Origin of the sequence: Micromonospora sp. NPDC023737 (assembly GCF_040639715.1) — a bacterium.
Taxonomy (GTDB): Bacteria; Actinomycetota; Actinomycetes; order Mycobacteriales; family Micromonosporaceae; genus Micromonospora.
In genome coordinates, this window is the sequence record NZ_JBFAAL010000024.1 from 57,017 (window position 1) to 68,373 (window position 11,357).

The 11,357-nt window shown below is 68.1% G+C and carries 13 protein-coding genes; 7 read left to right on the forward strand and 6 right to left on the reverse strand.

Going from position 1 to position 11,357, the window contains the following annotated elements; all coding sequences use genetic code 11:
* Positions 1-31 precede the first annotated feature (31 nt).
* A complete protein-coding gene (locus AB0F98_RS29850) occupies positions 32-274 on the forward strand; it encodes a S8 family serine peptidase (RefSeq protein ID WP_357742260.1) in 243 nt (80 codons plus the stop codon).
* Here the strand turns inward: AB0F98_RS29850 and AB0F98_RS29855 are convergent.
* On the reverse strand, positions 195-1,490 hold the full coding sequence (locus AB0F98_RS29855; RefSeq protein ID WP_357742263.1) for a PQQ-binding-like beta-propeller repeat protein: 1,296 nt from the start codon (positions 1,488-1,490) through the stop codon (positions 195-197). The genes AB0F98_RS29850 and AB0F98_RS29855 overlap by 80 nt on opposite strands.
* Before the next feature lie 497 nt (positions 1,491-1,987).
* On the opposite strand from AB0F98_RS29855, the gene AB0F98_RS29860 reads away from it, so the two are divergent.
* On the forward strand, positions 1,988-2,542 hold the full coding sequence (locus tag AB0F98_RS29860) for a hypothetical protein (protein ID WP_357742266.1): 555 nt from the start codon (positions 1,988-1,990) through the stop codon (positions 2,540-2,542).
* A gap of 81 nt (positions 2,543-2,623) precedes the next feature.
* On the opposite strand, the gene AB0F98_RS29865 is transcribed toward AB0F98_RS29860, so the two are convergent.
* The gene (locus AB0F98_RS29865) at positions 2,624-3,244 is read right to left on the reverse strand and encodes a YcxB family protein (protein WP_357742269.1); all 621 of its coding nucleotides are present in this window, start codon (positions 3,242-3,244) and stop codon (positions 2,624-2,626) included.
* Between the two features lie 407 nt (positions 3,245-3,651).
* Positions 3,652-4,596, reverse strand: a complete 945-nt coding sequence (locus AB0F98_RS29870) for an NADP-dependent oxidoreductase (RefSeq protein ID WP_357742272.1) — start codon at positions 4,594-4,596, stop codon at positions 3,652-3,654.
* A gap of 101 nt (positions 4,597-4,697) precedes the next feature.
* On the opposite strand from AB0F98_RS29870, the gene AB0F98_RS29875 reads away from it, so the two are divergent.
* The 3 genes from AB0F98_RS29875 to AB0F98_RS29885 all read left to right on the forward strand — a co-directional run bounded on the left by AB0F98_RS29875 (position 4,698) and on the right by AB0F98_RS29885 (position 6,222).
* Complete coding sequence (locus AB0F98_RS29875; RefSeq protein ID WP_357742274.1) at positions 4,698-5,291, forward strand: TetR/AcrR family transcriptional regulator; 594 nt, start codon at positions 4,698-4,700, stop codon at positions 5,289-5,291.
* A 204-nt stretch (positions 5,292-5,495) separates the two neighbouring features.
* Positions 5,496-5,897, forward strand: coding sequence for a GNAT family N-acetyltransferase (locus tag AB0F98_RS29880; protein ID WP_357742277.1), 402 nt, complete (start codon positions 5,496-5,498; stop codon positions 5,895-5,897).
* A 112-nt stretch (positions 5,898-6,009) separates the two neighbouring features.
* Positions 6,010-6,222 carry a DUF1737 domain-containing protein gene (locus AB0F98_RS29885; protein WP_357742280.1) on the forward strand — a complete coding sequence of 71 codons (213 nt, stop codon included), beginning with the start codon at positions 6,010-6,012 and terminating at the stop codon, positions 6,220-6,222.
* Between the two features lie 133 nt (positions 6,223-6,355).
* On the opposite strand, the gene AB0F98_RS29890 is transcribed toward AB0F98_RS29885, so the two are convergent.
* Positions 6,356-6,847 carry a DUF6069 family protein gene (locus AB0F98_RS29890; protein ID WP_357742283.1) on the reverse strand — a complete coding sequence of 164 codons (492 nt, stop codon included), beginning with the start codon at positions 6,845-6,847 and terminating at the stop codon, positions 6,356-6,358.
* 179 nt (positions 6,848-7,026) lie between these two features.
* On the opposite strand from AB0F98_RS29890, the gene AB0F98_RS29895 reads away from it, so the two are divergent.
* Together AB0F98_RS29895 and AB0F98_RS29900 are read left to right on the forward strand one after the other, a co-directional pair.
* The gene (locus AB0F98_RS29895; RefSeq protein WP_357742286.1) at positions 7,027-7,389 is read left to right on the forward strand and encodes a YciI family protein; all 363 of its coding nucleotides are present in this window, start codon (positions 7,027-7,029) and stop codon (positions 7,387-7,389) included.
* On the forward strand, positions 7,386-8,630 hold the full coding sequence (locus AB0F98_RS29900) for a sigma-70 family RNA polymerase sigma factor (protein WP_357742288.1): 1,245 nt from the start codon (positions 7,386-7,388) through the stop codon (positions 8,628-8,630). The genes AB0F98_RS29895 and AB0F98_RS29900 overlap by 4 nt, the downstream gene beginning before the upstream one ends.
* 296 nt (positions 8,631-8,926) lie before the next feature.
* On the opposite strand, the gene AB0F98_RS29905 is transcribed toward AB0F98_RS29900, so the two are convergent.
* Positions 8,927-9,913 (reverse strand): serine hydrolase, encoded by a 987-nt coding sequence (locus AB0F98_RS29905; protein WP_357742291.1) that lies wholly within the window; start codon positions 9,911-9,913, stop codon positions 8,927-8,929.
* A 307-nt stretch (positions 9,914-10,220) separates the two neighbouring features.
* The coding region (locus AB0F98_RS29910) for an IS110 family transposase (protein ID WP_357742294.1) at positions 10,221-11,357 on the reverse strand (1,137 nt) is incomplete at its 5' end.

Below are 11,357 nucleotides of genomic sequence, written 5' to 3' on the forward strand. Positions count from 1 at the left end.
CCGCTCATGCCCGCGCGTTTCCGGTGAGACGGTGAAGGACGTGTCCGGCCACGGCACGCACGTCGCCTCCACCATCGCCGGCACCGGTGCCGCGTCCGACGGTAAGGAGAAGGGCGTCGCCCCCGGAGTTCGGATGCACGACGGTTGTCGCTGTTCCGCGACGATCCAGCGTTGTCCTCTGGCGGGTGCGGGGGTCAGCAGGTGGCGAGCACGACCGGTCGTGATCCGTAGTAGTAGCTTCTGTCGCCGTCGCGCTCGCGCGCATCGGGATTGAGTCGCTCGATGACAACGAACCCATCGGTCGCGTACATGGAGTAGGCCGTCCACCCTGCACCGGGCAGTGGAACCGTCGCTCGCACTGTGCCCGTTCTCCCATCGACACAGGCGAGGTCGTTTGCCGACGTCAAGAGGTACACCGTGCCGGCGTCGGCGGCGATCGCGCGGCGGCTGTCGAGGGGGATCTGCCACATCTGGCCGCCGGTATCTCGTCGCAGGCCGGTGAGCCGGCCATCGGTTCGGCGCACAACGACGTCACCAGCGACGCGGTCATCGATGTCGGACGACACTACGGGCTCCTTGGTAACCGAGCCATCGGCGTGGATACGCCATGTTTCGTCCCGGCGTATTTGGAAGCCCTGACATTCAGAGGATTCGGTGCGGCAGGCCGTCAGCCAGCGAATCCAGGAGCGTTGTGCTGGGGTTGACGAGGCCGACAGCCACGGTGGCACCCAGGTGCCGAGGAGGCGACCGGTGCCGGCGTCGTAGAGATGGATGGTATGGACCCCGTTAGAGCACAGAATCGTGGCAAACACCTGCTCGCCGGTCCAGTCAACGCCATGACAGGTTGGCAGATCGACGCTCCACAACTGACGGCCGCTGATCGGATCGAACGCGTCGACCTCGGTGTCACCGGAGCTGATCACGACCGGGGACGAGCCGGACCGGGCGCTGTAGAGGCTGAAAAGCGTTCCGTCGCCGTAGACCGTTCGGGTGCCAGTGCGTCGCCCCCAGTACTCATCGCTGTCTTTGGTCTGGACCCGGGTCGTCCAGGCGATATCTCCACTGTCGGCGCGCAGCGCCACGAGCAGGCCGTCGGACCACTTCACCACCACTACGGGCGGCGCAGTGCCGGCGGCACCGAACGCGACGACGCCGACAACCTCCGCCGGCCACCTGTGGTAGGACCAGTAGGAATCCGTACCATCGGGCGCGGTGAGCGGCTCGGCCCACACGTCGTTCTGTGTCGCGAACACGCGCAGACGACCGTCCAGAATCAGAGGAGCTGCGCGAAGCTGGGCGACAACCCCGACACTTGCTGCCGCTGGTGCTGGGTATGGCACCTCCGCCGGCGAAAGCCGAGACCCAGGACGTAACACGAGCAGCGGCACCGATATGCATGACACGAGGGCCACGGCTGCCGCGACTACCGCTGCCCACACCCACCACGGCGCGCGCGCGGCGGCACGCGCGAAGATCGTCGCTCGACGCATACCCGGTGACAGTAGGCGAACCAAGTGATCGAGCGCGTAGGGCGTGTGTAGGCGCGCACGAGACGCGGGCGGCGGGGCGAGCCATCATCAACTCGCCACAGCACCCTCGTCTGGCAAGCCGCACGTCGCGCGGTCATGCCGATGAGCGGATGGTTCGTCGATACCGGCGGTGACACGATCAACCTATTGCGGACAACTTGTTTACTTCCGGGCCCTCCGCCTTTGACCAGCATGGGCGAGGTTGTGCATGCGACATACGCGGCCGACCCTGTTAATCCTCATCGCCGCCGCGGTCTTCCTGGTCCGCCTCGCAGGACCCTGACCGCCTGCCTTGACCCCCAGGGAAGATAGTCGATGGGCTAGCTTCCCTAGCTAGCCGCAATCCGCCGGCCCTGCCGGCCGTCGGTAAATGTCCCCGAACGTCGTCCTTGGCTGAGCGTCGAGGCGCGGCCGGTCGGCAGTACATAGATCGTCAAGCTGAGCATAGGAGCAAAAGGGTGCACTTGAGGCAGACCATGATCCCCTCCATCGCGGTCGCGGTGGCCATGACAGTGGCGGGATGCGGAGGAGCCACCGAGTCCGGCGCGGCGAGCGCTCCGAGCCAAAGCGCCAGCGCGGTCCAATCGACCCCGCCGCCCTCGGCACCCACAGGGAACAAGCTTGGCGAAGCGATTCCCTTTGACGAGAACACCTCGACCATCACGTTCTACGGTTACAAGCACAACGCCACGCAATTCGGAAAACCATCAGACAGTGCCTACGTCTATGGCGCGATCGACCTCAAATACTGCCTCAAAAAGCTACCCAAGGGATACTCTGCTGTCTCGATTGGCACCTCAAACTGGGTATTGAAATTCGGGGACGCTTCAATCAAGAGCACTGGCCACGCTGGCGGCAACGGCATGAAGCCCGAGTATCCCGACCGGAAGGAAATCAAGGTCGGGACCTGTGTTCGTGGTTGGCTTGAGTTCAAGGTACCCAAGGACAGAAAGCCGACTGCGGTGGAATATACGCCAGCAGGGGCTCCCGAACCAATCACTTGGACTCCGTGACCTTACCGTTCCAGCACCTGCGGCTGAGAGCCGGCCGAGGCACCCGGCCCGCACTTCTCGGGCTGGTCGCGTCGGGGACGGTCACCCGGCGAACTCGGGGCGCCTGACGATGAAGTCGTCCACGATCCGTTGATCCTCAGGCGAGAACGCCGCCCGCGGCACCGGGATCTGGCTCATGCCGTACTTCAGCAGCCAGGTGTGGCGTCGCCGCCGAATCCGGGTGATGCCGGACCAGTCGATCTGGGTCCGGCTGCTCACGGTCTGGATGTCGACGCCCGACGTGCTCACCTCGTACCGGAACGGTTCGACGAAGAGGCGGCGCTGCAACAACCAACCCAGTGCCGGAAGGAGTTCTGTCACGGCGAACGCGGCGCACAACACCAGCACGAGGTAGAGCAGCCGGCCGTTGAACCCGGTCAGTGTCGCGAGCAGCGTGGCCAGCAGCACAGCCAGCACCGTGAGGGCGAGCAGGAGCGCCCGCATGACGCGTTGCCAGCGGCCCTGTGCGTCTTGGCTCATCCGCCGCAGCAGGCCGTACGTCATCTGCACTTCCCCGGTCACGTGCACGCGCCGCAGTATGGCACGGCATCGCTGCAAGTCGCGCGTCGCCAGGTGACAGCGATAGCCGCTCGAAGCGTCGGGAACCTGCCGAGTGAAGACCAAGGTCCACCACGTCAGACAGCTATCCGGCATCGCGCCCATGAGGCCCTCCGCCCGCCAGACGGATCATCTGGCCCTGCTGCGGCGACTCAGTATCAGGATCTGCCGCGCTCCGCGTGGTTGCAGCTGCACGGTTGGGCCCGACTGGGTTGTTTTCGGGAGCCCGCTCATTATGAGCGGGCTCCCCGGAGCCTGGCCCGACTCGAACGGTGCTGCCACCCCTGGGCTCAGTGACGCGCGGTACCGGCGCCGCGCGTTGGGCAGGCTGGCCTCAAAGCGTAGTTCACCCGGACCCAGCCAGGGCTGTCCGCACATACCGCGATCCGCGCGCTGCGGAGCGTGACCGCCCAGCAGTCCTCGCAGTGTCCGGACATGGGCCACGGTCGTAGGTCAATGAAACAAGTAGCCGATGAGCGGATGCCCCCGGTTACCCGCCGGACCTCGCCGGATCAGGCCTCCTGCGCGTCGTCCACGCTCAGGACGATCTTGCCGCGGCGGGATCCGTGCTCGGCCGTCTCATGTGCGTCGGCCGCCTTCCGGAAGGGGAAGACGGCCTCGATCGGCACCGTGAACCGGCCCTGGTCGAACAGCTCCGCGGCAGCGCGCAGCCCGTGCCGGCCGTCGTGCTCACCGGCCAGCTGTCCCATCGACAGGCGGACGCCGTGCTCGCGGGCGGTGAAGTCGGCCAGGGTCACCACCGCTGCCGGGCTACTGGTCAACTCGACCAGTTCCTTCAACGACCCGGCGCCGGCAACGTCCAGTGCACGGTCCACCCGAGCCACGCCGAGCGCGGTGACACGGTCGGCAAGGCGCGGCCCGTACGTGATCGGCGTCGCCCCGAGCTGAGTGAGGAAGTCATGGTTGTCGACACGGCCGGTGCCGATGACACGGACGCCGCAGGCCGCGGCCAGCTGGACGGCGACACTGCCTACGCCACCGGCGGCGCCGTCGACCAGGAGGGTCGTCCCCGGCTGCAGCTCCAGCAGATCGAGGGCACGGGTGGCCGTCTCGACGCTGGAACCCGCTGCACCCGCTTGCGACCACGACATACCGGCCGGCTTGTGGGCCCAAAGCTGCAGCACCGCGAACTCCGCACTGGCTCCGCCGAGCTTCGCTACGTCCACGACACCGAAGACGTCGTCGCCGACGGCCACGCCGTCAACGCCGTCGCCGATCTCCTCGACGACTCCGGCCGCGTCGACGCCGGGGATGTGCGGCAGTGGCAACCGGGCGCTCATCGGAGTGCGGCCCGACCGGAGACCAACATCGACCGGGGACACCCCGGCAGCCCGAACACGTACCAGGATCTGACCGGCCTGCGGCTGCGGCGTGTCCGCCATTCCGAGGTGAAGTACCTCCGGACCGCCGAATCGGTCGAACTGCACTGCGAACATCAGGGCCCCCTGCCTCCGGAACGTGGTTGCCGCCGTACCGTAGACCTGAAACGGAGCATGCGTTCCGCCATCGAGCGAAGTGAGAAGGACAGCGGCCCGGAATGTCTCAGAAGCGGCGTGCCGACGCCCAATCCAACCGCGAACGGATCGTCGTGGCGGCGCGGGAGACGTTCGCCGCCGCCGGGCTCGAGGCACCCATGCGCGAGGTCGCCCGCCGGGCGGGGATCGGTGTGGCGACCCTCTACCGGCATTTCCCGACCCGCACTGATCTGGTCACCGCGGTCCTCGCCGAACGCGTCGAGGCCTGCGGCGAGCGGATACGCCACGCGCTCGACGATCTCGACCCGTGGCGGGCGCTGTCCGGCACGGTCCTCGACTTCGCCGACCGGCAGATCCACGACCGGGCACTCAACGAGGTGCTGCTGGGATTTGATGACGTGGGCGCCGCTCTCCAGAAAGAACGCCGGGAACACGCCCGGGCGTTGAACGTGCTGGTCGCCCGTGCCCGGGCCGCAGGCTTGCTCCGCGATGGAGTCGACACCGACGACGTCCGGGCCGGTCTCATCGCCATCGCCTCACTACGGCGGCTGCCGCCGCCGACAAGCGCCCAAGTGATCGGCAAGCTCGCCGACCTCATCCTCGCCGGACTCCGTGCCCCGGACCTACATCACCCCCAGCCCCTACCCGGGACGTGACCACTCCAGCCACCCTTCAAGGTGCACTCATCCGCCGACCGGGCGTCGCGCCGAGTAACCGGCTGCCGCGTCCGAGCCGTCCGGTCGTGCCGATGAGCGGATGCTTCGGCGGACCGCACCAGGCCAGGCGAAACGTTGCGAGGGAATGACAGGATGCCCGGCATGTCAGTAAAGCTTCGACCGGTTCGGCGACAGGATGTTCCAGTGCTTACCCGTTTGTTGGGCCAACTCGGGTATCCGGCCACCGAGGCTGCCGTGCATGAACGACTCGACTACTGGCTGGACGATCCCTCGAGCTGGCTCATCGGCGCCGACGACGATGGCGATCTGGTCGGCGTCGCGGCGCTCGGTGTCTTCCCGATGCTTGAGGTGACCGGAAAGCTCGGGCGTCTGCTCGCACTGGTCGTCGACGAGCGCTACCGCGGCCGAGGCGTAGGCCAGTCACTGGTCACGGCCACCGAGGAGCAGGCGCGTACCGCCGGCTGCGTAAAGATGGAGGTCACCAGCAGCCGCTACCGGACGAGAACCCACGAGTTCTACAAACAACTTGGGTACGAGGACATATGCGCGTCCTCGGCCCGCTTCGTCAAGAGCCTCGCTGTTTAGCCCCGGTCGATAACTCATCGCTTCCTCATCTGCCGCTGGTCGGGTGGCCGAGCGACGGGGCGGTAGCCGGGACAGCTGGGCCGAGGCATGGCCGGGCGGGCACAATGCGACGGTGTCAGATCTCTCTGAGCCCCTCCGCTACCGGCTTATCACAGGGCCCGATGATGCCGAGTTCTGCGCCCGCATCAGCGGCCTTCTCGATCAGGGCTATCGGCTGTACGGCTCCCCGGCGCTGACCTTCAACGGTAAACGAGTCATCGCCGCTCAAGCGTTGGTGCTGCCGCACTCGGCCGGCCCCGAGTCGCCCGACGGCAGCGCCAGATAGGGACGCACTCTCATGCCGCGACTCGTGCGCTACCCAGCGTCACGCCGAGCCGGCCGGTTGCCGTCCGGACGTGCCGATGAGCGGACGTTCGATACGGTTCCGTGTCTGCCAGCGGCGGTCGGGGAATCTCGTCTCAGTTCTGTTGCCGGTCGTCCGGGTGGACCAGCCTTTCAGCGCCCAGTGAGACGGCCGGGGAGTGACTGAGCCTGCGGGTGACGACGGGGATGACGATCGCCGCGGCGAGGATGTGTGCCAGGGCGAGCATCAGCTTGGTCGAGGTCACGGTGGCACCAGCGAGGACCGGCCCGGCCATGGACACCGCGGTCAGTGCGACAGTGGTCCACAGGTAGGCACGCGCCGGGCGGCGGCTGTGCCGGGCGAGAAGCACCGCGAGTACGGTCCCCCAGAACACCGCGACTGCCGTGCCCATGGCGAACATGCCGATGGTGATCGGCCCGGACACGGAAGCACCTATATTGCCAGCCTCCATCGGTAGCCCTACCGCGCGGGCCGCCAGGCCGTAGAGTTCGGTCGCGATGGCTGCGGCCAGTCCGGCCAGCGCGCTGACCAGCCACACCGGCCGCGTGGCAAGGACGTCGGTGGACGGGACCGTCCTGGTACCCATGATGGTTCTCCCTCTGTCTGGCTGTCGTCTGCCGTTGCCAGGTGGACGGAGCGGTGACGCCGGGCTCGACATCGCCGGCGGAGAAAAATCTCTGGTACGGATGTCGAGGGCGACGTGGCCGCTCCGTTCGTGAGGTGACAGCGTGCCGGCACGGTGCGTGGACCGGAGGGACGACTCTGATGAAGTACATGCTGCTGATCTACGGCAACCAGGAGAAGTGGAGCTCGATCCCGGCGGAGACCTGGCCTGAGGCGATCGCCAAGCAGGATGCGTTCAACAAGAAGTACCAGGGGACGGGCGAACTGCTGGGCGCGTACGGCTTGGCCGACGCCGCGGCGGCGCGGCTGGTGCGGCGCACGGACGGCACCCCGGCGGTCACCGACGGGCCATACCTGGAGACGAAGGAGTACCTCGCCAGCTTCTATCTGCTGGACTGCGAGAACGAGCAGCGGGCGTACGAAATCGCCGCGGACATGCCGTGGGCGGACGTCGAGCCGGTCGAGGTGTGGCCAGTCCTGCACGAGGCGGCCGCCGACCTGTGATTCCTGACAGGGGCGTCGAGGACCTGCTGCGCGAGCTGGCGCCGCAGGTCCTCGGCGCGTTGGTTCGCCGGTACGGGCAGTTCGACACGTGCGAGGACGCGACGCAGGAGGCGCTTCTTCGGGCCGCGATGCGGTGGCCCTCCGAGGGAATACCGGACAACCCCCGCGGCTGGCTGGTCACCGTTGCCTCCCACCGGTTGCTCGACGAGGTTCGCAGCCATCAGTCCCGGCGGCGGAGAGAAAACGCGATCGTCGCCGCGACCCCGCAGTCGGAACTGCTGGGCCGGCCCGCGGACGCCGATCCGGGCGCCGACCGGGACGACTCACTGACCTTGCTGTTCCTGTGCTGCCATCCGGCGCTGTCGCCGCCCAGCCAGATCGCGTTGACCCTGCGCGCGGTCGGCGGCCTCACCACCGCGCAGATCGCTGCCGCGTTCCTGGTTCCGGAGGCGACCATGGCGCAACGCATCAGCAGAGCAAAACAAAGCATCAGAACCAGCGGTACGACCTTCACGATGCCCGAAGGACCGGAACGCGCCGAGCGGCTGCGCGCCGTGCTGCACGTCCTGTACCTGCTCTTCAACGAGGGCTACACCGCCAGCACCGGCCCGGACCTCACCGCGCCCCAGTTGTCCGACGAGGCGATCCGGCTCACCACCTGGCTGCGCCGGCTGCTCCCCGAGGACGCTGAGGTGGCCGGGCTGCTGGCCCTGATGCTGCTCACCGAGGCGCGCCGGCCCGCCCGCACGACACCGGACGGGGCACTGGTCCCGCTCGCCGAGCAGGACCGCAACACCTGGGACCGGACGCTCATCGGCAACGGGGTCGCACTCGTCACCGAGGCGCTGGCCCGGGGCCCGGTCGGCCCGTACCAGGTGCAGGCGGCCATCGCCGCGGTCCACGACGAGGCCGAGCACATGGACGCGACCGACTGGCCGCAGATCCTCGCCCTGTACGAACTGCTGGAGCAGCTCGCGCCGAGTCCGATGGTCACGCTCAACCGTGCCGTCGCCGTCGCCATGGTGCACGGCCCGTCGGCAGGGCTGGTTCTGCTGGCAGCACTGGAATCCGACAACCGAATGGTGCGCCACCACCGCCTCCTCGCGACCCGCGCCCACCTGCTCGAATTGGCAGGCGAGCGCACCGCCGCCGCAGCCGACTACCGCGAGGCCGCCCGACGCGCCACCAGCCTCCCAGAACGCCGCCACCTCACCACCTGCGCCGCCCGACTCGCATCATGAGGGCGTCCCACCCACAAGGTGATCAACGAAGACCCGCAGCCTTGGGTCGATAGTCTGCCGTCAAACTGCGGAACTTGATTCGCCAGCGTCCGGTCATGCCGCGACTCCTGCGCTACCCAGCGTCACGCCGAGCCGGCCGGTTGCCGTCCGGACGTGACGATGACCGGATGTCGATCGGGTGCCGTGACGCGGGTGCTTTTCCGGCGAACGCAGAAGCTGTCCCAACCGCATGCGTGAGCTGACGTCCGACCCAGATGTGCGCCCTGCCGATGGGCTGACCGGCGGGCGCGGTGCCGTCACGCCATCGCGGGAAGGATGACCCGTTCCAGCACCGTGAGCGGGGTCCGCCACTGGTTGGGGTCGTCGTAGTTGCCGGCGGTGATGGCCACGGTGAGGTCCAGGTCGGGCAGGACGAACAGGCGCTGGCCGCCGTTGCCCATCCCAGCCACCAGCCGATGGCCCTCGATGGATTCGATGTACCACTGGTAGCCGTACTGCGCGCCCCAGCTGGTCTGCAGGCGTGGCTGGAGCATCGTGCGGATCCAGTCGGCGGGGACGACCCGCTGACCGTCCCAGGTTCCCTCGGCCAGCACCAGCTCGCCGAGCCTGGCCAGGTCGCGCGGCGCGAGTCGCAGCCCGGACGCGGCGGAGGCCACTCCGTCCGCGCCGGTCATCCACTCGAAGCTGCCGATGCCCAGCGGCGCGAACAGCACGGCCTGCGCGTACTGCGGCAGCGACTGCCCGGTGCCGTCGGCGACCAGTCGGCCGAGCAGAGCCGTGGCACCGCCGCAGTAGGTCCATCGGGTGCCGGGCGGCTCGAGGATCGGCCGCTCCAGGATGTACCGGTATCGGTCCGGTGCCAGCTCCATCGCGATCTCGGCGTTGGCCGGGCTGTTGTACGGGAGATCTTCGCGCCACTCCACGCCCAACGACATTGTCAGCGCGTGCTCGACAGTGAGCCGGGCACGCCGGGGGTCGGCCGCCAGGTCGGGGTACTGTGGGAACCGCTGCAGGAGCGGTTCCGCCGGCAGCGGGACCAGTCCTTCGCCGAGCGCGATGCCGTACAACAGGACGGTCACGCTCTTGGTGACGGACCGGATGTCGTGCAGGACCCCGGGCCCGAACTCGACGACGCCCAGCGAGTCGCCCCAGGCGAAATCTTCGCCGGTCCTGTAGTACTCCAGCACGGTTTGACCACCGCGAACCGCCGCGACGGCGTGCAGACCGCCGACCTGGCCAGCTTGGAGTATTTGGTCGAGACGGTCACGCAACTGCGTCGTCATGGGCCCTCCGAGGGGGCGATGTCGGCCAGCAAAAGCATGCTCGTTATACCGGAATTTCCGCTTTTGGAGCGACCCGGTTGGGAGGCCCAGCCCGGCCCGCCGCGGCTGCCCGCTGCAGCCATGATTCAGTCGTGAGAGACGGCCACACCCTGGCGCGGAGCCTCGACGTCGACGTCCAGGGACGTGCCGGCCCATTTTGATGAGATAGCTGTCGACGGTGCGCGGGGTGGTGCCGAGCACGAGCAGCACAACCCGCCACACCCAGCGCGAGCTGGGGCCGCGCATCCGTATCTGGCACCCCTCTGTGTCAAGAGGCGGCGGCGAGGGTTGTTCTAGGCTGGGGTGTGGCGGGTCCGGGAAGTGACTTTTCCGAAGTGTCGATCTCGGGGTTTGGGTCGACCGCGCTGGATTGCAGAGTCGCCCCCGCGTGTCCTCCCGGACCCGTCCTGGCCAGCTTCGCGTCGGCCACCATCTGCCGGTAGACGATGTCGGACAGACGCCGCTTTAGTGCCCGTAGGGCCTCCATCGGGGTCTTGCCCGCGGCTAGTCTGCGCCGGTAGTAGCGGCGCCCTTCGGTGTCACGGCGCAGCTGGACGATGGCCATGATGTGCAGGGCCCGGTTGATGCGCCGGTTCCCGGCTCTGGAGAGCCGGTGCCGGTTCTGCTCGCCCGACGAGGCGTCGATCGGTGCGGTGCCGTTCCACGAGGCGAAGTGGGCGCGGCTGGTGAACCGGGCGATGTCTGCGATGTCGCCGAGCAGGCGGGCCGCGCCGGACGGTCCGATGCCGGTCAGCTCCATCAGCCGGCTTCCGGTGCTGTTGACCAGGTCGGTGAGTTCCTGTTTCGCGGTTTTGATCTTCTTGTCGATGACGACAAGCTCGCCGATCAGCTCGGAGGCCAGCCGGCGGCGGGTCCTGCCGACCACGTCACGCGGGCGCACGGTGCCCAGCAGGGCGCGGGCCTGCTGGGCGGACAGGTCCTTCTTCGCGCCGCCGGGCACCAACTCGAGTAGCAGGTGATGCAGCCGGGAGACCACGTCGGTGCGGGCCCGGCCGAGCTGGTCACGACGGTCGACCAGCAGCCGTAACGCGACCGTGGTGTCGTCGGTGACGACCTGCCGCAGACCTTCGGTGCGCAGGGCGACCACGGCGACGCTGCGGGCATCGACCGGGTCGGTCTTGCGGCCCTGGCCGGTGGCGAACACGCGGGCCCGGGCGGACAGCTTCGCGGGAACGTCCACGACGGTTTCACCGTCGGCGACCAGCCGTTGAGCGACGTGCCGGCCGATGCCGTTGCAGCCCTCGACCGCCCAAAGGCGGTCTTTGTGCTTGCGGCCGGCGGCGAGCATCGCCTGGTAGCCGTCGCGGTCGGTGCCGAACCGGCCCTGCCCGAGCGCTTTCTCCCGCTGGTTGATGATTTCGATGGTGGCGGAACGCTTGTGCGG

Excerpts from the sequence above, each read along its gene's own strand:
- AB0F98_RS29855 (WP_357742263.1), bottom strand. The coding sequence starts at position 1,490 with ATGCGTCGAGCGACGATCTTCGCGCGTGCCGCCGCGCGCGCGCCGTGG.
- AB0F98_RS29865 (WP_357742269.1), bottom strand. The coding sequence starts at position 3,244 with ATGGGCGCGATGCCGGATAGCTGTCTGACGTGGTGGACCTTGGTCTTC.
- AB0F98_RS29875 (WP_357742274.1), top strand. The coding sequence starts at position 4,698 with ATGTCTCAGAAGCGGCGTGCCGACGCCCAATCCAACCGCGAACGGATC.
- AB0F98_RS29890 (WP_357742283.1), bottom strand. The coding sequence starts at position 6,847 with ATGGGTACCAGGACGGTCCCGTCCACCGACGTCCTTGCCACGCGGCCG.
- AB0F98_RS29870 (WP_357742272.1), bottom strand. The coding sequence starts at position 4,596 with ATGTTCGCAGTGCAGTTCGACCGATTCGGCGGTCCGGAGGTACTTCAC.
- AB0F98_RS29905 (WP_357742291.1), bottom strand. The coding sequence starts at position 9,913 with ATGACGACGCAGTTGCGTGACCGTCTCGACCAAATACTCCAAGCTGGC.
- AB0F98_RS29895 (WP_357742286.1), top strand. The coding sequence starts at position 7,027 with ATGAAGTACATGCTGCTGATCTACGGCAACCAGGAGAAGTGGAGCTCG.